We start from the raw sequence: 19,611 nt of genomic DNA on the forward strand, positions 1-19,611 counted from the left end.
TGTGCATCCGGGCCCTGTGGCATGTTCGGGCCGTGACGGAACCCACGGATCCCGATGAGGCGGTGGCCGCGCTGTGCGCGGCCGTGGCGGCGTACGACCAGGAGGCGGCCGAGGCGCTGGTGGAGGCCGGCGCGGACCCCGACCGGGTGCTGCCCGACGGGTCGACCCCGCTGCTGCGGGCCGTCGAGGGTGGCTCCCCGGCGATGGTGACGGCGCTGCTCGGCCACGACGCCCGCCGGCGGCTGCCCGAGGCGGAGCACGGCCGGCTGCTGGACGCGGCCCGGCGGTGGTACGAGGAGGGCGCGGAGGCGGAGCTGCGGCGGCTGACGGGGGTGGCGGGCCCGGCGGACGTCGCGTGGGTGACGGACTCGGAGTACGAGACCGTCCCCGAGATCACCCTCGGAGGGCGGCGCGTACGGGCCGGACACGGCGCGGTCCTGACCGATCTGGAGTGGGCGTTCCGCATCCTGGCGCCGGTGGCGGAGCTGGTGGCCCGCGGGGTCCGGTCCCCGAGGGCGGACCACGTGGACCGGAACGCGGCGCTGTACGTCCTGAACAGCCGTGTCAGCGCGCAGACTTGGGGCCAGGCGGTGGCCTTCCGGCACGATCCGGATCCGCTGCGCCGGGCCTTCGTGGTCGACGTGGTCCGGCGCCGGATGTGGGGGTGGCCCGAGACCGCGCACGCGGGCTGGTACGAGAAGGAGAGCAACCGGATCCTCGTCGAGTGGGAGGCCGAGGAGACCGACGCGGACGTACTGGGCGGGGTTCTGGAGGCCCTGGGCGAGGCGGAGGTGCCCGCCCGGGAGGCCATCGGCCTGCGGCGCGCCGGGCATCCCGACCCGGGGGTGCGGCGCCGGGTGCCGGGCCTCTTCAACTGGTGGCCGTCCGAGGCCGCGACGCGGGTGCTGTCCCCGGAGGTGCGGCGGGCGCTGCGGGTGCTGTGCCGCGACGAGAACGGCGAGGTGCGGGCCGAGGCCGCAGGGGTGCTGGCCGGCGAGGATCCGGAGGCTGAGGACCTGGCGCTGCTGCCGGACCTGCTGGGGGATCCGGACCCGGAGGTCGTGCGCCGGACCCTGCGCGGCCTCGGGTCCGTCACCCGCGGTGTGCCGGAGGTCGCCGAGCTGCTGGTGCGGTGCCTCGACTCGGACGATCAGGAGGTCCGGCTGGGCGCGGCCCAGTGCCTGGCGGTACGGGACGACCCGCGCACCCCGGAGGCCTATGCGAAGGTCGGGCCGCTGGGCCCCGAGTACGAGCACGACTACCGGGCGGACGGGCTGTGGCGGTGGAAGTGGCGGAACCGGCCCGACCGCGAACCCGACCCTTCGTAGCGCACCCTTAATCGCGTGGTGTGTTCCCCGGCCCTGTGGCATGTTCCGGGCATGACGGCACTGGGGGAAGCGGTACGGGCGGGCGACACGGAGGCGGTACGAACGCTGCTGGAGGGCGGCGCGGATCCGGAGGCCCCGGACGGCGACGGACTGCCGCCGCTGTGCGCGGCCGTGGCGGCGTTCGCGTACGAGGCCGCCGGGGTGCTGGTGGAGGCCGGTGCGGACCCGGACCGGGTGCTGCCCGACGGTACGACCCCGCTGCTGCGGGCCGTCGAGAGCGGCTCCCGGGCGATGGTCGGCGCGCTGCTGTGGTCCCGGGACCTGCCCGATCCGGGGGAGCGGCTGCCGGAGGCGGAGCGGGCACGGCTGCTGGACGCGGCCCGGCGCTGGTACGGGGCGGGCGCGGAGGCGGAGCTGCGGCGGCTGACGGGGGCGGCGGGGCCGGCGGACGTCTCGTCGGTCGAGGAAGAGTGGTGCCAGGTCGAGCAGATCGCGCTCGGCGGGCTGACGGTGCGTGCGGGGCACGGCGCCGTACTGACCACCCTGGAGCGGGTGTTCGGCATCATGACGCCGCCGGAGGAGCTGGTGGAGCGTGCCGTGCGGCACCCGGACCCCTTCCACGTGGACTGGGCAGCGTCCCGGTCCCTGCTGGGCGAGCGCTTCGCCGGGGGCACCCGGGAGACGGTGACCGCCCTGCGCGGCCATCCGTCCGCCGGTCTGCGGTTGTTCGCCGCGGACTGGCTGTGGAGCATGCAGCACGTGGCTGCGTACCCGCACCACGAGGAGGACCTGGAGATCCTCGCGGGCTGGGCCGACCTGGAGACGGATCCGGTGGTGCTGGAGGCCGTGCTGATGGCCCTCAACGCGGGCGACGTGGAACACCCGCGGCTGGGAGCCATCGCCCTGCGGTGCGCCGGCCATCCCGATCCCCGGGTGCGCGTACAGGCGGTGGAGTGCCTGTGGATCGGGGCGGCCGCGGAGCGCGAGGCCCTGCGCGTCCTGGCGGGCGACCCCGACGACGCGGTGCGGTTCGGGGCGGTGCAGGGCCTGCTGAGGGTGGGGGAGGGTGAGGACGTGGACGCCCTGCGGGGCGTGGTCCGCGACCTGGTCCGGGACCCGCGGAGCCCGATGCGGCAAGCGGCCGCGGACAGCATGGCGGAGTCCGGCGACCGCACGGCCGACGCCACGGAGCTGCTGCTGTCGCTCCTGGACGTGGACGACTGGCTGACACGGATGATCGGCGCCTACGGCCTGGCCCTGCGGGACCATCCGGACACCCAGCGGGCGTACGAGAGGGTGCAGGAGATCGGCCCGCTCTTCTCGCCCGACCACCGGGCGAACGCCCTGTGGGCCTGGGAGGTGCGCAACCGCCCTGCCGGGGCCGGGCTCTAGGCTGGTCCCGACTGCTGTCGAAGCTCGAAGAGGCGACTAGAAGATGAGCACGTACGGATCCTTCCCCGGCTCGCGGCCCCGCAGGCTGCGCACCACCCCGGCGATGCGGCGGATGGTCGCGGAGTACCGGCTGCACCCCTCGGACCTGATCCTCCCGGCGTTCGTCCGGGAGGGCATCAGCGAGCCGCTCGCCATCTCGGCGATGCCGGGCGTGGTCCAGCACACCCGGGACACGCTGCGGAAGGCCGCGGTGGAGGCGGTCGAGGCGGGGGTCTCGGGGATCATGCTCTTCGGTGTTCCGGCCGACGAGAACAAGGACGCGCGGGGCACGGCGGGCACCGAGCCGGACGGGATCCTCCAGGTCGCGATCCGCGACGTGAAGGCGGAGGTGGGCGACGATCTGGTGATCATGTCCGACCTGTGCCTGGACGAGTACACCGACCACGGGCACTGCGGGGTGCTGGACGAGAACGGCCGCGTGGACAACGACGCGACGCTGGAGCGCTACGCGGAGATGGCGCAGGTCCAGGCCGACGCGGGCGTCCACGTGGTGGGGCCGAGCGGGATGATGGACGGCCAGGTCGGCGTCATCCGCGACGCGCTGGACGAGACGGGCCACGAGGACGTCTCGATCCTCGCGTACACGGCGAAGTACTCGTCAGCCTTCTACGGTCCCTTCCGCGAGGCCGTCGCCTCCTCGCTCCAGGGCGACCGCAAGAGCTACCAGCAGGACCCGGCGAACGCCCGGGAGTCGCTGCGCGAGCTCGCCCTCGACCTGGAGGAGGGCGCCGACATGGTGATGGTCAAGCCGGCCGGCCCCTACCTGGACATCCTGTACCGGGTCGCGCAGTCGGTGGACGTACCGGTGGCGGCGTACCAGATCAGCGGCGAGTTCGCGATGATCGAGGCGGCGGCGGAGAAGGGCTGGATCGAGCGCGACCGGGCGATCCTGGAGACCCTGCTCGGCATCAAGCGGGCGGGCGCGGACACGATCCTGACGTACTGGGCGACGGAGGTCGCGGGCTGGCTGCGGGCGGAGCGCTGACGCCGACCGCGGTGGGCGGGTGGGGCTGGTCCTAGGCCGTCTCTTTCGGATCTTGCCGGGCCCGCGCCGCCCGGCACCGCACCTCGCCGCGCTGCCGGGGCGCCCGAGTACGTCCAGTACGCGGGAGCCCCGGCAGCACGGCGAGGCACGGCACCGGACGACGCGGACCTGACCGACAAGATCCGAAAGAGACGGCCTAGCCGGCGGGGGAGAGGTAGAGCTCCCGGGCGCGGGCCAGGTCGACAGGCCCGCCCGGGGCCGGGCGCGCGGGCGCGGGCAGGTGCAGGAAGTGGGCCAGCTGCCAGGCCTGGGCGGTGCCGGCCTGGCGGTTGGTGGTGGTCACCCAGGGCGGGTAGACGCGGAAGGCCCGCTTCCCGCCCGAGCCCTGCGCCGATACGACACCGCGGCGCCGCAGCGCCTCCGGGGAGAACACGAACTGGCCGAAGTGGTCGCCTTCGTGGGAGCCGACCACGAAGAGGTCGACGGGGTCGGCGGTGTCGAAGGGCCGGATGGGCCCGCCCGGGGCGGACCGCTGCCAGAGGGTGACGAACTGGCCGGCCTTGGTGGGCGTCGTCCTGGCCGCGCGGAACCGGACGCGGAGCCCGTCGAGGGTGAACGCGTGGGCGGCGTAATCGGCGCTCTCGGGCTCGGGGACCGGCTGCGAGACGGTGAATCCGCAGGGATCGTAGACGAGGGCCTTCGCCGCGAGGAGATCGCCGTGGACGGCGTCGGGACCTTGGGTACCGGGCGGGTGCGCGGGGGGCGTCGGCATGAGGCCCAGCTTGTCACCCGGACCCGGCCGCTCCCGTTCGCGTACGCCTGCGGTGGGGCGCATCCTGGGAGCAGGGTGACCCCCTGGAGGTGATGGATCATGTCCACGCTCGTCGGGTGGCATGTGGAGCTCGAATTCACCGAGGAGGGCCACCGCACCAGTGCGGCGGCCCTGGTCAGACTCGGGGACGGCTCCGAGGTACGGGCGCACGGCTACGCCATGCGTCATCCTTCCGATCCTGAGCAGTTGAGGGTCGGGGAAGAGATCGCGGGCGCTCGCGCGCTCATGGACATCGCGTCCCAGATGTTGCAGAAGGCCCACTCGGAGATCGACGCGGCGACGGGTCGGCACTCGTATCCGCTGACTCACTGACGTACGGAGCCTGCTGTCGAGGCCCGTCCGTGCCCACGGACGGGCCTCGGTGGTGCCTACCGCACCAACCGCACCTACCGCACCTACCGTGTCCGGCGGTCGAAGACGAAGGCCGCCAGGGTCACGGACACCGCGCCGATGGCCGCGCACCAGGCCAGGGCCACCCAGGGGGCGTCGCCCGCCGGCTGGGCCAGGAGCAGGGACCGGAGGGACTCGATCACCGGGGTCAGCGGCTGGTGGTCGGCGAAGCCGTGGAGCCAGCCGGGCATGGTGTCGATGGGGACGAACGCGCTGGACGGGTACGGCAGGAACATCATCAGGAACGTGAAGCCGCCCGCCGCCTCCGGTGTGCTGGCGAGCAGCCCGAGCGTTGCGGCCAGCCACGAGATCGCGGTGATGTACGCGACCAGGAGCGCGGCCGCGGCCAGGTAGCCGCGCAGGGAGGCCTGGGGGCGGAAGCCGATGGCGAGGGCGACGGTCAGGACCAGGCCGGTGGACACGAGGTTGCGCAGGACCGAGGCCGCGACGTGCCCGGCCAGGATCGGGACGCCGCCGATGTCCAGGGACCGGAAGCGGTCGATCACGCCTTCCTTCATGTCGGTGGCGACGCTGACGGCGGTGCTCGCCGCGCCGAAGCCGGCGCAGAGCAGCATCGCTCCCGGGACCACGTAGGTCACGTAGGTCGTCCCGGTGTCGATGGCTCCGCCGAAGAAGTAGACGAAGATGAGCATCAGCATGACCGGCAGCATCAACGCCGTGATCAGGACGTCCGGTTGGCGGCTGCTGATGCGCAGGCTGCGCCCGGTGAGGGTGTGGGCCGCCACGATGATCCCGGGGCGGGTCGCGATGGCCGTTGCGGCCGTTGCGGCTGCGGTGGGTGCGGAGGTTGTCACGGTGCGGCTCCCGTCAGGGTGAGGAACACGTCGTCGAGGGTGGCGCCGCGGACCGAGAAGCGGTCCACGGCCGTGCGGTCCGGGTCGAGTTCGTCGAGCAGGGACCGGACGTGGGCGGCGCTGCCGTCGGTGGGCAGGCTGAGGCCGAGCTCCTGCGGTGCGAGGGTGAGGCCTTCCGCCACGGCCGTCGGTTCCCCCGCCGAGAGGCGGAGCGCGCGCGGGCTCAGGGCGTCGTAGGCGGCCCGGCTGGCGAGGGTCAGGTCGAGGCGGTGGCCCGACACGCGGGACTTGAGCTCCGCGGGGGTGCCTTCGGCGGCGATCCGCCCGCCGGCCAGGACGGCCACGCGGTCGGCGAGCCGGTCGGCCTCCTCCAGGTACTGGGTGGTGAGCAGCACGCTCGTGCCGTCGGCGCGCAGTTCCCGTACGAGTTCCCACAGGTCCTGGCGGCTGCGCGGGTCGAGCCCGGAGGTCGGCTCGTCCAGGAAGATCACTTCGGGCCGGGAGACCAGGCTCGCGGCGAGGTCGAGGCGTCGGCGCATGCCGCCCGAGTAGCTCTTCGCGGTGCGTCCGCCGGCCTCGGTGAGCCCGAAGCGGTCGAGGAGTTCGTCGGCGCGGGCCCGGGCGGCGTGCGGCCGCATGCCGCGGAGCCGGCCCATCATGCGGAGGGTCTCGGCGCCGGTCTGGAGCCCGTCGACGGCCGCGGACTGCCCGGTGAGGCTGATGGAGCGGCGTACGAGGGCCCGCGCGGACGCGGTGTCGTGGCCCGCGACCCGCGCGGTGCCGGAGTCGGGCTCGGTGAGGGTGGCGAGGATCCGGACGGTGGTGGTCTTCCCGGCGCCGTTGGGGCCGAGGAGGGCGAGGACGCTGCCGCGCGGGACGGCGAGGTCGATGCCGTCGAGGACGCGCAGGGCGCCGTAGGACTTGGTCAGGGCGGTGGCGTGGATGCCGAGGTCGTCCACGGCGGACTCCGATCTGCGTTCTGCGTATGGGTTACGCGCCATTGCGTAAGTAATACACAGAACTAGGATGTGCGTCAACGACTCATGACGAGGGGAGGGAGCGGCGATGGCGGAAGAAGAAGACGACGGCACCGGGCTCCCGGCGAGCCTGGCCATGGCCTGGGGCTTGCGCGAACGTCCCGGCAAGGGCCCGCGCCCCACCCTCACGCTCCAGCGGATCGTGGACGCGGCGGTGGCGCTGGCCGCCACGGAGGGGATGGACGCCGTCTCCATGGGCCGGGTGGCCAAGGAGCTGGGCGCCTCGACGATGTCCCTCTACCGGTACGTCACGGCGAAGGAAGAGCTCTACATCCTGATGGCCGATGCCGGCGTGGGCACCCCGCCGGAACCGTCCGGCGGGGAGGGGCGGGGCTGGCGGGAGCTGCTGTCGGAGTGGGCGTACGCGCAGCGGTCCGTCCTGATGGCGAACTCCTGGATCGTGCGCATCCCGCTCACCGGCGCGCCGGTCAGCCCGAACCAGCTCGCCTGGATGGAACGCGGGCTCGCGGCGATGGCCGGGACCGCCCTGAGGGAGGGCGAGAAGGTCTCGGCGATCATCCTCATCGGCGGTCTGGTCCGCAACGAGGCGACGATGGTCGCGGACATGATCGCCGCCATCGTGAAGTCCGGCGTCTCACCGGACCAGGTACTGGGCCGGTACGTACGCACCCTGCGGCTGATGACCGCCCCGGAGACCCACCCGGCGGTGACGCGCCTGCTGGAATCCGACGCGTTCACGGGCGCGGACGAGCCGGACTTCCAGTTCCGCTTCGGCCTGGACCGCATCCTGGACGGCCTGGCCGCGCTGATCAGCGAGCGGTCCACTCCGTGAGGGTGGCCCAGACCTCCGCGGCGTCCGCGGCGAGGACGACACCGATGCCGGCGCCCATGCCGCGCGGCTTGAGCACCACCGGGTAGCCGATGGACCCGGCCGCCTCGAGCGCCTTCTCGGCGGTGCACGGGGAGTGCGGGTTGTCCGGAAGCAAAGCCCGGTACGGACAATCAAAGGGCGGGGCCCGCAGGGGAAACGTTCCCTGCGGGCCCCGCCGCGTACTTGGCGTACTCGGGTGCGTGTCCGTCAGTCGACGATCTCCGGGCGGGCCTTGATCACCGCGAAGGCGGCGCCCTGCGGGTCGGCCAGGACGGCCATGCGGCCGGCCGCCATGTCGAAGGCCGGGGCCATGACGGAGGCGCCGGCGCGGGTGGCGGCGGCCTGGATCTCGTCGACGTCGTCGGCGCTGAAGTACGGGATCCAGTTCGGCGGGGTGCCCGGCGGGAGGTTGCCGAGGTCCATCATTCCGGCCACCGCGCGGCCGCCGACCTGGAACTCCGTGTACCCGGCGGCCTCCGGCATCTCGGACAGGGTCGTGGTGACCGGCAGGACGGAGCTGTAGAACGCGGACGCGGCGGGGACGTCACCGGTGCTCAGCTCGTTCCAGATGAGGGCGCCGTGCTCGTTGACGATGCCCGCTCCGTCGAAGGTGCCCGCCTGCCACAGGCCGACGACGGCGCCGGTCGGGTCGACGATGACGGCCATCCGCCCCAGGTCCATGACCTCCATCGCGCCCATCATGACCGTGCCGCCCGCGTCGGTGACGGACTTGAGGGTGGAGTCGAGGGAGTCCGTGGCCAGGTACGTGGTCCACACGGTCGGGGGCATCGGATCGGGGGTCGTGCCGTCCGGGTTCATCGCCTTCATGATCCCGGCGACGGGCTTGCCCTTGAGGGTGCAGACGGAGTACCCGCCGGTCTCGGGCGGGCCGATCTCGCCCTGCCAGCCGAACAGGTCGGCGTAGAAGTCGATGGCGGCCTGCTGGTCGGGAACCATCAGGTCGATCCAGCAGGGGGTGCCGGGCTTGTAGGGGCCGTTCATGTCGGGCACGGGGCCCTCCGTGGGGGGTGGGAAGGGGATGGACGGCCCGTCCCCTACCCGGCAGACATGGCCGGAATCGGACCGTACGGGTGAACCGGGGTCGGGCGGTCGTGGGGAACGCGGCGGCCCCCGCCTCCCGATGGGGGAGACGGGGGCCGCCGGTGCGCCGTAGCCCTGGGGGCAGAGCCGGTGTCAGAGCTTCTCGGGGGTGCGGATGCCCAGGAGGGACATGCCCTTGCTGAGGGTGCGGGCGGTCAGCTCGCACAGGAACAGGCGGTTCTCGCCGACGACCAGCTCGGGCTCGGGCTTCACGACCGGGCACTGCTCGTAGAACGTCGCGAACAGCGAGGACAGCTGGTAGAGGTACGCCGCCACCTTGTGCGGGGCGTGGTCCGCGGCCGCCTCGCCGATGAGCTCGCCGAAGTGGTCCAGGTGCAGACCCAGCGCGCGCTCGGCCGGCGCCAGCTCCAGCTCCGGGTGCGCCACCGGCTTGCGGTCGCCCGCCTTGCGCAGGATCGACTTGATACGGGCGTACGCGTACTGGAGGTACACGGACGTGTCACCGGTCAGCGAGACCATCTGGTCCAGGTCGAACTTGTAGTCGCGCGAGGCCGAGGTGGACAGGTCCGCGTACTTCACGGCGCCGATGCCCACGTACTGGCCGTTCTCGACGATCTCCGCCTCGGTCAGGCCGATCTTCTCCGCCTTCTCGCGGACCACCGCGGTCGCCCGCTCGACGGCCTCGTCCAGCAGGTCCACCAGCCGCACCGTCTCGCCCTCACGGGTCTTGAACGGCTTGCCGTCCTTGCCCAGCACGGTGCCGAAGGCCAGCTGCACGGCCTTGACCTCGGCCTCGGCCTCGCTGTTCAGCCAGCCCGCCCGGCGAGCCGTCTCGAAGACCATCTTGAAGTGCAGGGACTGCCGCGCGTCGACCACGTAGATCAGCTCGGTCGCGCCCAGCGTGCCCACCCGGTCGCGGATCGCCGAGAGGTCGGTCGCCGCGTAGCCGAAACCGCCGTCGGACTTCTGGACGATCAGCGGGGTCGGGTTGCCGTCCGGACCCTTGACGTCGTCGAAGAACACGCAGAGCGCGCCGTTGGAACGGACGGCCACGCCCGAGTCCTCCAGCAGCTTGCAGGTCTCCACCAGCATGTCGTTGTAGCCGGACTCGCCGATGACGTCGGGGTCCTGGATGTCCATGTCCAGCTTGTTGAAGACGGAGTAGAAGTAGATCTTCGACTCGTCCACGAACCGCTGCCACAGGGCAAGGGTCTCCGGCTCGCCCGCCTGGAGGTCCACCACCCGGGCCCGGGCCCGCGTCTTGAACTCCTCGTCGGAGTCGAAGAGCGTGCGCGAGGCCTTGTAGAGGCGGTTCAGGTTGGACATGGCCTCCTCACCGGAGACCTCACCGCCGTCCTCCGCCTTGTGGTCCAGCTCGTGCGGGTGCTCCAGCAGGTACTGGATGAGCATGCCGAACTGGGTGCCCCAGTCGCCGATGTGATGGCGGCGGACCACCTTCTCGCCGGTGAACTCCAGGATCTCCACCATCGCCGCGCCGATCACGGCGGAACGCAGGTGGCCTACATGCATCTCCTTTGCCACGTTCGGCTGCGCGTAGTCGATCACCGTCGTGCCGGGGTTCGCGGCGAGCGGGACGCCGAGACGGTCGTCGGCGGCGCGGGCCGCCAGCGTCTCGATGATCGCCCTGTCGGTGATGGTGATGTTGAGGAAGCCGGGACCCGAGACCTCGATCTCCTGGATCAGGCCGGCGCTGTCGATGCCCTCGACCACGGTCGTCGCCAGCTCGCGCGGGTTGGCCTTGGCCTTCTTCGCGAGCGCCAGGATGCCGTTGGCCTGGAAGTCGGCCCGGTCGCTTCGTCGCAGCAGCGGGTCGCTCGCACCGGCATCCGGCAGGGCGGAGGCGAGTGCGTCGGCGACGCGCTGGTTGACGGAAGAAGCGAGGGAAGGGACCGAGGCCATGAGCTGCCGTTCCTGTGAGGTCGTGCGTGAGCTTGCACTGGGGGTTTCGATTGGGGTTTCCGACAAGGACCGAGTATCCCACGCGGGGGCTGTCCACATCCCGGGATATACGGGGGATCGGGTGGCGCCGATACCCCCCTCGATAAACCGCAGAGCGCTCCCTTCCGTCTGGGAGAATGGCGAGAAGCCAGCATTCGAGAACGAAGGACGTGTCGTGGCTCAGAGCGCCCCTAGCAGCACCGAGACCGACTGGGTCTCCCGTTTCGCGGACGAGGTCATCGCCGAGGCGGAGCGCCGAGCCCCCGGGAAAACGATCGTCGTCGCGTCCGGCCTCTCCCCCTCCGGCCCGATCCACCTCGGCAACCTCCGCGAGGTCATGACCCCGCACCTGGTCGCGGACGAGGTCCGCCGCCGGGGCTTCGAGGTCCGCCACCTGATCTCCTGGGACGACTACGACCGGTACCGCAAGGTCCCGGCCGGCGTCCCCGGCATCGACGAGTCCTGGGCCCAGCACATCGGCCGCCCGCTGACCGCCGTACCCGCCCCCGCAGGATCCGCGTACCCGAACTGGGCCGAGCACTTCAAGGCCGCCATGGTCGAGGCGCTGGCCGAGCTCGGCGTCGAGTACGACCCGATCAGCCAGACCGAGCAGTACACCGCGGGCACCTACCGCGAGCAGGTGCTGTTCGCGATGAAGCACCGCGGCGACATCGACGCGATCCTCGACCAGTACCGGACCAAGGCCAAGCCGGGCGGCAAGAAGCCCCAGCAGAAGCAGGTCGACGAGGCCGAGCTGGAAGCCGCCGAGGGCTCGGGCGCGGCCGCCGAGGACGACGGCAGCGTGGAGGGCACCGAGTACTTCCCGTACAAGCCGTACTGCGCCGAGTGCGGCAAGGACTTCACCAAGGTGACGTCCTACGACGACGAGACCACCGAGCTCACCTACGTCTGTACCGAGGACGAGTTCACCGAGACCGTCAAGCTCAGCGAGTTCAACCGCGGCAAGCTGGTCTGGAAGGTCGACTGGCCCATGCGCTGGGCCTACGAGGGCGTGATCTTCGAGCCCTCCGGCGTCGACCACTCCTCGCCCGGCTCCTCCTTCCAGGTCGGCGGCCAGATCGTCGGCATCTTCGGCGGCGAACAGCCGATCGGACCGATGTACGCCTTCGTCGGCATCAGCGGCATGGCCAAGATGTCCTCCAGCAAGGGCGGGGTCCCGACCCCGGCCGACGCGCTGAAGATCATGGAACCGCAGCTGCTGCGCTGGCTCTACGCCCGCCGCAAGCCCAACCAGTCCTTCAAGATCGCCTTCGACCAGGAGATCCAGCGGCTCTACGACGAGTGGGACAAGCTGGAGGCCAAGGTCGCCGACGGCTCCGTGCTGCCCGCCGACGCCGCCGCCCACGCCCGCGCCGTACGCGTCGCCTCGCACGAGCTGCCGCGCACCCCGCGCCCCATGGCGTACCGGACGCTCGCCTCGGTCGTGGACATCACCGCCGGACACGACGAGCAGACCCTGCGCATCCTCAGCGACCTGGAGCCGGACCGGCCGCTGACCTCCCTCGACGAGGTACGCCCCCGCCTGGACCGCGCCGAGAACTGGATCACCACCCAGGTCCCGGCCGACCAGCGGACGCTGGTGCGCGAGGAGCCCGACGCAGAGCTCCTGTCCTCCCTGGACGACGAGGGACGCGAATCGCTGCGCCGCCTCGTCGACGGCCTCGACTCGCACTGGTCCCTCGACGGGCTCACCACCCTCGTCTACGGCGTGCCGAAGGTGATGGCAGGCCTGGAACCGGACGCCAAGCCGACGCCGGAGCTCAAGGTCGCGCAGCGCACCTTCTTCGCGCTGCTGTACCGCCTGCTCGTGACCCGCGAGACCGGCCCGCGCCTGCCCACGCTGCTGCTCGCGGTGGGGGCGGACCGGGTGCGCAAGCTGCTCGCCGCCTGAGGTTCCGCGTCGGCACGACGTGAGAAGGGCCCGCACCCCCTGGCTCGGGGTGCGGGCCCTTCCGTTTGCCGTACGAGTGCTCCGCGTACGGGGCTACGCGATGTGCTCGCTCTCCAGGTCGCGCTGGTAGCGCTGCTTCAGCTCCGGCATCAGGCGGCGGATCATCGACGCGCTGCGCGGGTGCACGATCCCGTAGCGGTCCGAGAGGTGTATGTCCACCTGCTCCGGGGTCGGGAAGCCGGAGAACTCGTCGATGTAGGCACGGACGACCTCGTACGCGGCTTCCCTGAACTTCACGTCGTCGATGTTCACTTCGGCTTCGGCTTCGGCTCCGGCTTCAGCTCCGGCTTCAGCTCCGGCTCCGGTTTCCGCCTGGGCCTCGGCCTCCGGGAGGGGGGCCTCCTCCTGGCGGGGACCCGGTATCGGCAGCTCCTGCTGCTCGGGCGCCTGCTCCTGCTCCGGGCCCGTCGGGGGCATCACCGGAGTCGGCTCCAGGCCCTCGACGTACTGCGGGTTGTAACCGCCCTCGTACGCCGCCTGCGGCGCGCGGGGCGCCGCGAACCACGCGCTGTTGTGCGCGGCCGGCATCGCGGTCGGGTCCACCACGAAGGGCGCCGCGTCGGGGTGGCCCTGCGGAGCCTGCACCCCGCCCGGACCCTGGACGTACTGCGGACCCGGCCCGGCGAGCTGGTGGGGCTGCGCGGCATCACCGGGAACGGGAACAGGAACGGGGGCGGGAGCCGGGACGGGTCCGTGGCCGGCTCCGAGTCCGTGGCCGGGTCCGGCGACGGCGAGGGCCGTCCCCGGCGCGGCCGCCGCCTGCTGCACGCCCTCGGCACCCGCCGGCAGGGCCGGCGCCGTCTGATCCGGGGACGGGGACGCGACCGGTGCCGGGCTCGGGGCCGGGGGGATGAGCAGGGGGTCGATGCCGGCCGCCGCCAGGCCTTCGGGGGCGGTCTGGGAGAGCGGGACGCCTATGCGGGCCAGGCGCAGCGGCATCAGGGCCCCGACGGGGGCCTTGCGCCGCCAGGCACGGCCGTAGCGGGCCTGGAGGCGGGCCTGGTAGATCAGGCGGTCCTGCTCCATGCCGACGGCCTGCTCGTAGGAACGCAGCTCCCACAGCTTCATCCGGCGCCACAGCTTGAAGGTCGGGACCGGGGACAGCAGCCAGCGGGTGAGGCGGACGCCCTCCATGTGCCGGTCCGCGGTGATGTCCGCGATCCGGCCCACCGCGTGGCGGGCGGCCTCCACGGTGACCACGAACAGGATCGGGATCACGGCGTGCATCCCGACCCCGAGGGGATCGGGCCAGGCGGCCGCGCCGTTGAAGGCGATCGTCGCCGCCGTCAGCAGCCACGCCGTCTGGCGCAGCAGCGGGAACGGGATCCGGATCCACGTCAGGAGCAGGTCCAGCGCCAGCAGGACACAGATGCCCATGTCGATGCCGATCGGGAAGACCAGCGAGAAGGTACCGAAGCCCTTCTGCAAGGCCAGGGCGCGCACCGCGGAGTACGAACCGGCGAATCCGATCCCCGCGATGACGACGGCACCAGCCACGACGATGGCGATGAGTATCCGGTGCGTACGAGTCAGCTGCATCGCGGCCACCCGCGGTCCCCTCCCCTTGTCGAGCTACGGCAGGGCACAGCGTACGCGCGTACGGGCACAGGGACGTCGGCGGTCCGGACCCGGGGCTTCCGGGTACCGGATCCGCCGACGGCGCGGTGCGTCCTAGGAGTTCGAAGCCGAGGCAGAGGGCGAGGGCGACTGCTCCGGCTGGGCCGACTGCTCGGGCTGCTTCGCCTCGTTGGCGGCCGCGACCGATGCCACGGTCTCCTTCGCCGCCGCGATGGCGCTCTCGAGCAGCTTGGCCTGGTCCGGAGCGGCCGCTCCCTCGTAGGCCGTGCCGTTGTAGTCGAGGGTGACGACGACGTTGTGCGTGCGGGCGATGACCGTCGTGTTGAAGAACTCGCCGTCCTTCTTGGTGGTGAAGGTGACGGTGGTGGCCTGGTCGCCGATGCCACCGGCGTCCGCCGGCTTCACGTTCTCCGCGCCCTCGACGGCCTTGGCCTTCTCGACCTGCTTGGCGTACTCGTCCTCGGCGCGCTTGCTGCCGGTGCCGACCGAGGCGAGGGAGTCGTAGCGGACCAGGGAGACCGAGAGCCAGCGGTACTGCGAGCCCTTCAGACCGGCCTCGTCCAGACCGTTCCAGGTGCAGGTGGCACGGCTGGTGAGGTCGTTGGACTTGGCGGCGGTGCCGCCCGCGTCCTTCGCCTTCGGGACGATCGTCTCGATCGTCTTCGCGGCGACCACCTTGCACGGCTCCGGCAGCGTGGAGTACACGGCCTTCTCCAGCGCCTCCTTGGAGGGCTTGGCGCTCGGCTGGGAGGACGAGGACGCGTCGGACTTCTTGCCGCTGCCGGAGCCCGACTTCTCGCCCGAGTCGGACGAGCAGCCGGCGACCGTGAGGATCACCGGGACGGCTGCGCAGGCGAGGACGCGGGTGAGGCGCGAGGCTGATCGGTGCATGATTCCTTCAGACGTTGTGGGTCTTCGTGCGGGCTCGGTCGGTCCCTCTTACGGGCGCGGGACCCGAGCAACGGTAGCCCGACCCGGCGCCCGGCTGCTGTGCGCGCCGTCACGACGGTCCCGTACGCCCCCCGGGGCGCGGCCGGCTAGTCGTTGAACCGATCCACCAGCGCCTGCGCCAACTGCCGTGCCCTGTCCTGGGTTTCACCGCTGGGCGGGACCGTGCCGGGGAGCGCGGGCTGGACGCTGTACTCGACGGTGACGATGACATTCGAGGTACGGAACACAATGCGGACCGTCCGCGCCTGCGCGGCGGTGGCCCCGGCGGCGGCGAGCTCGTCGTCGAGGAAGGCCTCGTCGCCGAGCCCGTCGAGGACCCGGGAACCGAGCTCGGGCGGGGCGGAGGGGCTGGCGCTCGCACCGGGACTGGTACTCGCACCTGGGCTCGTGCTCGCGCCCGCGCTCGGCGTCGCACCGGGGGCCCCGGGGGTCGGGGCTCCGGGGGTCGGGGCCCCGGACCCGGACGGGGTCGGGCTCGCCGACGGCCCCGGGGTGGGCAGGTTGGCGGCGGTGAGCTGGCGGCCGTAGACCTGGTGCGCCTTGTCGTCGTCGCTCGTGGTGGCCCGGTCGTACGAGACCACGCGCTCGAAGTCCACCGACAGCAGCCGGGTCTCGGCCGGCGTCTGCGCGGACCAGCGGCAGCCGACGCGCCGGTCGGCGTCGTACGAGGCGTCCGCGACCCCGGCGTAGAGCGCTTCGAGCGCCTCGGGGGCGAGGCCCTCGGCGGCCGGGAGCATCGCCTTGACCTTCTTGGGGTCGGCGGCTTTGCAGGGCATGGGCAGGCTGCGGTACTTGCCGGGCTGTGCGCCCGTACCGGCGCTCCCACCGGCCTTCGCGTCGCTGTCGTCCCCGACTCCGCCGCCGCCGTCGGTGCAGGCCGTGAGGCCGGCCGCGAGGGCGGTGAGCATCGCGATGGCTGGCAGGACTCCACGTACTCGTACCGTCTTGCGCTGCACGTTCCACCGGCTCCCTTCGGGAAATTGCGTTGCCGCGGCTGGGGCGCGGATGGACACAATGTCTATCGCACACGCTGGTGCCGGCGCCGGTCTCATGTCGTATTTGAGGCCATGAGCGAGGCTTTTTGCGTTTTCTGACTTCTGTGGTGTTGACGTGGTGTTGAGGGTGAAATGTCGTATGTAGAAGTTCCCGGGGCGAAGGTTCCCATCCGGATGTGGACCGCTGCCTGAGCTGGGGGAGAGGGCGAATCCTTGGTGCGGGGGCGCGGAGCGCCGGAGGCCTCTTCGCTCTGCCGGTGGCGGTCAGATGGCAAGGGAAGGGCCTTCGGGCCGGGTGGTGTAGGCGTAGCCGTCGGCTCGTTGGAGGAGGCGGAAGCGTTTGTGTCCGATGCCTTGAATGAGGCCGTGTGCGGTTTTGATGTTGAAGCGCCCCGTGGCACGGACGGCGATTCGTCCAGTGTGGGTGCCGGTCTTCTTGCCGGTGGGGACGACGGCGCGGGCGAGGTCTCCGGTCTGGTAGCCGAAGAACGTCTTCTGTCTGGGTAGACGCAGTCGGGGGAAGCCGTACTTGTCGGTGCGGGTACGGGCGTAGGTGCCGCGCCCGGACGCGGCGACGGCGAGGATGCGGTCCGGGGTACGGGTGACAGCGTCGAGGCGGCCGACGCACAGGGCGTCCAGCGTATGGGTCTTCGGAGTACCGGTGCGCTGCCGGTTCCATTTGGTGCGGCCCCCCGATGCGGTGTGAACCGTGGAAAACGTGCCAGCGAGGGCGCGCCATAGGGCCCAGCGGGTGGCGTTGACGGCTGCCGCGTCGCGGAGCGGGGCTTTGGCCTGGGCGAGGATGCGGGCTAGGCGGCGCGGCGACTGCTTGAGAAAGTCTTGGACCAGCTGGTTGGACTTCTTCTCGTTGCAGGGGATGCAGGCGGTGCACAGGTTGGAGATACGGTCGCTGCCGCCCCGTGAGCGGGGGTGGACGTGGTCGATGTTCAGGGGGACTCCGGTGGCGCCGCAGTAGGCGCAGGCCCTCCCCCACTTAGCCAGGAGGTATTCGCGGACTTCGGTACCGTGCAGGGTGACGTGCTGGTACTCGGCCCCCTTCAGCGGCCCGCCGTGGGACATGGCGTGGGTGTCGAACGCGACGCGCTCCACATGCACCGCACGGATGGGTGCCCAGCGCGCGAGCCGGGTGGCCCACGACATGGTGGTGTCCACCCGGTGACGTAGCGAGGGTGCCAGCCACCCCTTGGGACGGGCGCGGTTGGAGAAGCGGGGCGCGCGGTAGCGCAGGTTTCGGGTGCGCCTGCCCCGTCGGTAGGCGGCGCGAGCGGTCAGCTTGTCCCGGATGACACCGCCCCGGTGGGCGAGCTCGACCGCGTACAGGCCGCGCCGTTCACCATCCATGGAAGTGAACACGGCGATCCCGGTGTGCTTGGAGCCGGGGTCGATCCCCATTTCCACACCGTCCACCTGGGATTCCGAGACAGTGCGGTCCTTGAGGCGGATCACGAACGGGGTGTGCCGGGCGACGACGGCCCGACCCTGGTCGAGGAGCTTGCGGGCCCTGGCAGGTGCGGTCGGTTGCAGCGGATGGCCATGCTTGTCCAGGACGAACACGGCAGGGTGGCCCTCACGGGCCTTCTCCCCAACCTCGGGGTTGGGGGTGACGCCACCGATGCCAGGTGAAGCATTGGCGGTCTCCCCTCGCACATGTACCGCGTCGGGTGCCTTACGGCCTTCGAGTCCCGTTTCGTCCCCGATCCGGGGGGTGTCTGCTGACTCGCATTCCAGAGCCACCTGCTGAGGAAGTACAGGTGGGTGGGTCTTCCGTCCTACGCGATACGTAGCCAACTTCGTTCACCTCCACATATGTGTGTTGGCTGGTGCTGGTAACGGCGGCCCTCAGCCTGTAGGGCTGAAAGCCCCCTCCTTCAGGAGGGGGATCCCGTTACGCCAGACGTCCACTACATCCGCGCTGCCGACCCGCCTGGGACAGGTGCCCGTCGGCCTGGAGGAAGCCGAACATGTAGGCGTAGCGGGGGTCTTCGAGGTCCATGAAGCGCATGGGGGCGCTAGGGTCCGAGTCAGCCATGGGGAAGTCGTCTCTTCCTTGTCGGTGAGGCTCTCGCCCGGGACTGCCATCCCGGGCGGGGGCCGTTTGTGTTGCTGTCGAACCTAGGGATGGACTCGGGCCCGGATGGGGCTTTTGGGGTGGCTTCACTCGAACGCATGGTGTGGTGTGACATTGCCGTTCGGTGGGTGGGGTGTTCGCGGGTGTGATCTGATCTGCGGTTCTGGTTGTCGAGTTCCGTGGGGGGATTTGTCGTGGTGCGTGGGGTTTCCGGCCGGTGGTGGGGGCGCGGGTTGGGTCTGGGGGTTGCCGTTGTCGTGGTGGCCGGGGTTTCCGGGTGTTCGGGTGTGAAGGGGGCGGGAGGCCCGAAGGCGGCGGAGTCGAAGGCGGGGGCGCCGTCGGTCTCGGCCGCGCCCGTGATGGCGCGGGTGATCGGCAAGGAGCAGGCCGAGAAGGTGTTCAACGACTACGCCTTCGCGCGCGCCTTCGCGGAGCAGGGGGCGGATGTGGCTCGGGTGTCCGCGGTGGAGGCCGGTCCGTTGCTGGAGCAGACCAAGGCGCGCTTCGAACGCCAGAAGGCGAAGGGCTGGGCCACCTACAAGGGGAACACCTTCGAGCGCTCCGTCTTCGTGATTCCCACGGAGCGGGAGCAGCCGGGGTATCCGCGTACGTTCGCGGTGATCAGCGAGCGGGACTCCGGCCTGGAGGTGCGGGCGCGGGCCGTGCACCATTTCGCGCAGGCCGAGGCCGGCGGGCGGTGGATGGCGGTGGCGGAGTCCTGGGTGAATGGCGCGCCGCCGACCGAGAAGGGCGCGGGGGTGACGCCTCGGTACAAGGCTCTGAAGATCGAGGTGCGGGACAAGGAGATCGCGGCTCCGCAGGCCGAGCCCGGGGCCGGCGGAGGGGTGCTGTCGGTGACGGCTGCGGAGGACCGGAAGGTGTGCGGGCGGTACGCGCAGTACTTGAGCTTCACCGCGCCGAGAGGTGAACGGGAGAGCGAGCACTTCGTGCCGGGTCCGCTGACGAGTGGGGTGGTCGACGAGATGAACACGGATGCCGATCAGGCGGGCGGGCGGATCCGGCACGTTTTCGGGTACGAGGCCGTGGGTGTGGACTTGCCGGTGGTGAAGCTGGTGGACGGCGCGTCCTTGGTCACGTGCACGTACGTGCGGACGAGTCATCTGAAGAACAAGGCGACGACGGCCTGGTTCACGTTCAAGAAGAACACCCCCATCGACGACATGCTGGGTGGCGGGGGCCGGCACTGGGCGGATGTGAAGTCGCGTTACGCGGTGACCGTGGTGTTCGAGGTTCCGGCGCGGGGACCGGCTGACGTCGTTGCCTCCAACTCCCTTGATCCGCAGCTGCTTTCCGCGCAAGGAACTCGCGGTTAG

The 19,611-nt window shown here is 71.4% G+C and carries 18 protein-coding genes; 7 read left to right on the top strand and 11 right to left on the bottom strand.

The window, feature by feature from the left end:
• The first annotated feature begins 32 nt into the window (after nucleotides 1-32).
• From ACODT5_RS40940 to hemB, 3 genes are read left to right on the top strand one after another with little or no spacing between them, the layout of a single operon-like run.
• Nucleotides 33-1,328: a HEAT repeat domain-containing protein gene (locus ACODT5_RS40940; RefSeq protein WP_422524042.1), complete on the top strand. Its 1,296-nt coding sequence runs from the start codon at nucleotides 33-35 to the stop codon at nucleotides 1,326-1,328.
• 51 nt (nucleotides 1,329-1,379) lie between these two features.
• The gene (locus ACODT5_RS40945; protein ID WP_422524043.1) at nucleotides 1,380-2,720 is read left to right on the top strand and encodes a HEAT repeat domain-containing protein; all 1,341 of its coding nucleotides are present in this window, start codon (nucleotides 1,380-1,382) and stop codon (nucleotides 2,718-2,720) included.
• A 43-nt stretch (nucleotides 2,721-2,763) separates the two neighbouring features.
• Nucleotides 2,764-3,765, top strand: coding sequence for a porphobilinogen synthase (hemB, locus tag ACODT5_RS40950; RefSeq protein ID WP_422524044.1), 1,002 nt, complete (start codon nucleotides 2,764-2,766; stop codon nucleotides 3,763-3,765).
• A gap of 196 nt (nucleotides 3,766-3,961) precedes the next feature.
• On the opposite strand, the gene ACODT5_RS40955 is transcribed toward hemB, so the two are convergent.
• Entirely contained in the window at nucleotides 3,962-4,537 is a 576-nt protein-coding gene (locus ACODT5_RS40955) for a MepB family protein (RefSeq protein ID WP_422525183.1), read from the bottom strand.
• Between the two features lie 99 nt (nucleotides 4,538-4,636).
• Here ACODT5_RS40955 and ACODT5_RS40960 point away from each other — a divergent pair, with 99 nt between their 5' ends.
• Nucleotides 4,637-4,909: a DUF1876 domain-containing protein gene (locus ACODT5_RS40960; protein ID WP_422524045.1), complete on the top strand. Its 273-nt coding sequence runs from the start codon at nucleotides 4,637-4,639 to the stop codon at nucleotides 4,907-4,909.
• A gap of 83 nt (nucleotides 4,910-4,992) precedes the next feature.
• Here the strand turns inward: ACODT5_RS40960 and ACODT5_RS40965 are convergent, their stop codons facing one another.
• Complete coding sequence (locus ACODT5_RS40965) at nucleotides 4,993-5,757, bottom strand: ABC transporter permease (protein ID WP_422525184.1); 765 nt, start codon at nucleotides 5,755-5,757, stop codon at nucleotides 4,993-4,995.
• A gap of 41 nt (nucleotides 5,758-5,798) precedes the next feature.
• The gene (locus ACODT5_RS40970; RefSeq protein WP_422524046.1) at nucleotides 5,799-6,803 is read right to left on the bottom strand and encodes an ABC transporter ATP-binding protein; all 1,005 of its coding nucleotides are present in this window, start codon (nucleotides 6,801-6,803) and stop codon (nucleotides 5,799-5,801) included.
• Nucleotides 6,804-6,867: 64 nt separating this feature from the next.
• Between ACODT5_RS40970 and ACODT5_RS40975 the strand changes: the two genes are divergently transcribed.
• On the top strand, nucleotides 6,868-7,632 hold the full coding sequence (locus tag ACODT5_RS40975) for a TetR/AcrR family transcriptional regulator (protein WP_422524047.1): 765 nt from the start codon (nucleotides 6,868-6,870) through the stop codon (nucleotides 7,630-7,632).
• On the opposite strand, the gene ACODT5_RS40980 is transcribed toward ACODT5_RS40975, so the two are convergent.
• From ACODT5_RS40980 to argS, 3 genes are all read right to left on the bottom strand, one after another.
• A complete protein-coding gene (locus tag ACODT5_RS40980) occupies nucleotides 7,610-7,786 on the bottom strand; it encodes an ATP-binding protein (RefSeq protein ID WP_422524048.1) in 177 nt (58 codons plus the stop codon). The genes ACODT5_RS40975 and ACODT5_RS40980 overlap by 23 nt on opposite strands.
• Nucleotides 7,787-7,878: 92 nt before the next feature.
• Entirely contained in the window at nucleotides 7,879-8,673 is a 795-nt protein-coding gene (locus ACODT5_RS40985; RefSeq protein ID WP_422525185.1) for a VOC family protein, read from the bottom strand.
• Nucleotides 8,674-8,865: 192 nt separating this feature from the next.
• On the bottom strand, nucleotides 8,866-10,653 hold the full coding sequence (argS, locus tag ACODT5_RS40990; RefSeq protein WP_422524049.1) for an arginine--tRNA ligase: 1,788 nt from the start codon (nucleotides 10,651-10,653) through the stop codon (nucleotides 8,866-8,868).
• 214 nt (nucleotides 10,654-10,867) lie between these two features.
• Here argS and lysS point away from each other — a divergent pair, with 214 nt between their 5' ends.
• Nucleotides 10,868-12,604: a lysine--tRNA ligase gene (gene lysS / locus ACODT5_RS40995; RefSeq protein WP_422524050.1), complete on the top strand. Its 1,737-nt coding sequence runs from the start codon at nucleotides 10,868-10,870 to the stop codon at nucleotides 12,602-12,604.
• Between the two features lie 93 nt (nucleotides 12,605-12,697).
• Here lysS and ACODT5_RS41000 read toward each other — a convergent pair whose 3' ends face one another.
• The 5 genes from ACODT5_RS41000 to ACODT5_RS41020 all read right to left on the bottom strand — a co-directional run bounded on the left by ACODT5_RS41000 (nucleotide 12,698) and on the right by ACODT5_RS41020 (nucleotide 18,238).
• Complete coding sequence (locus ACODT5_RS41000) at nucleotides 12,698-14,203, bottom strand: DUF2637 domain-containing protein (RefSeq protein ID WP_422524051.1); 1,506 nt, start codon at nucleotides 14,201-14,203, stop codon at nucleotides 12,698-12,700.
• 132 nt (nucleotides 14,204-14,335) lie between these two features.
• A complete protein-coding gene (locus ACODT5_RS41005; RefSeq protein ID WP_422524052.1) occupies nucleotides 14,336-15,133 on the bottom strand; it encodes a DUF3558 domain-containing protein in 798 nt (265 codons plus the stop codon).
• A gap of 146 nt (nucleotides 15,134-15,279) precedes the next feature.
• Nucleotides 15,280-16,149 carry a DUF3558 domain-containing protein gene (locus tag ACODT5_RS41010; protein ID WP_422524053.1) on the bottom strand — a complete coding sequence of 290 codons (870 nt, stop codon included), beginning with the start codon at nucleotides 16,147-16,149 and terminating at the stop codon, nucleotides 15,280-15,282.
• A gap of 303 nt (nucleotides 16,150-16,452) precedes the next feature.
• A complete protein-coding gene (gene iscB / locus ACODT5_RS41015) occupies nucleotides 16,453-17,856 on the bottom strand; it encodes an RNA-guided endonuclease IscB (RefSeq protein ID WP_422524054.1) in 1,404 nt (467 codons plus the stop codon).
• Nucleotides 17,857-18,094: 238 nt separating this feature from the next.
• A complete protein-coding gene (locus tag ACODT5_RS41020) occupies nucleotides 18,095-18,238 on the bottom strand; it encodes a hypothetical protein (protein ID WP_422525280.1) in 144 nt (47 codons plus the stop codon).
• Between the two features lie 326 nt (nucleotides 18,239-18,564).
• Here ACODT5_RS41020 and ACODT5_RS41025 point away from each other — a divergent pair, with 326 nt between their 5' ends.
• Complete coding sequence (locus tag ACODT5_RS41025) at nucleotides 18,565-19,611, top strand: DUF8094 domain-containing protein (RefSeq protein ID WP_422524055.1); 1,047 nt, start codon at nucleotides 18,565-18,567, stop codon at nucleotides 19,609-19,611.

The sequence above is a fragment of the Streptomyces tatrensis genome (genome assembly GCF_049310065.1).
In the GTDB taxonomy this organism is placed as follows: Bacteria; Actinomycetota; Actinomycetes; order Streptomycetales; family Streptomycetaceae; genus Streptomyces.

Bases quoted from the DNA above. Each gene is read 5' to 3' on its own strand.
- ACODT5_RS40945 (WP_422524043.1), top strand. From the start codon at position 1,380: ATGACGGCACTGGGGGAAGCGGTACGGGCGGGCGACACGGAGGCGGTA.
- hemB (WP_422524044.1), top strand. From the start codon at position 2,764: ATGAGCACGTACGGATCCTTCCCCGGCTCGCGGCCCCGCAGGCTGCGC.
- ACODT5_RS40955 (WP_422525183.1), bottom strand. From the start codon at position 4,537: ATGCCGACGCCCCCCGCGCACCCGCCCGGTACCCAAGGTCCCGACGCC.
- ACODT5_RS40960 (WP_422524045.1), top strand. From the start codon at position 4,637: ATGTCCACGCTCGTCGGGTGGCATGTGGAGCTCGAATTCACCGAGGAG.
- ACODT5_RS40970 (WP_422524046.1), bottom strand. From the start codon at position 6,803: ATGGCGCGTAACCCATACGCAGAACGCAGATCGGAGTCCGCCGTGGAC.
- ACODT5_RS40975 (WP_422524047.1), top strand. From the start codon at position 6,868: ATGGCGGAAGAAGAAGACGACGGCACCGGGCTCCCGGCGAGCCTGGCC.
- ACODT5_RS40985 (WP_422525185.1), bottom strand. From the start codon at position 8,673: ATGAACGGCCCCTACAAGCCCGGCACCCCCTGCTGGATCGACCTGATG.
- argS (WP_422524049.1), bottom strand. From the start codon at position 10,653: ATGGCCTCGGTCCCTTCCCTCGCTTCTTCCGTCAACCAGCGCGTCGCC.
- ACODT5_RS41000 (WP_422524051.1), bottom strand. From the start codon at position 14,203: ATGCAGCTGACTCGTACGCACCGGATACTCATCGCCATCGTCGTGGCT.
- ACODT5_RS41005 (WP_422524052.1), bottom strand. From the start codon at position 15,133: ATGCACCGATCAGCCTCGCGCCTCACCCGCGTCCTCGCCTGCGCAGCC.
- ACODT5_RS41020 (WP_422525280.1), bottom strand. From the start codon at position 18,238: ATGGCTGACTCGGACCCTAGCGCCCCCATGCGCTTCATGGACCTCGAA.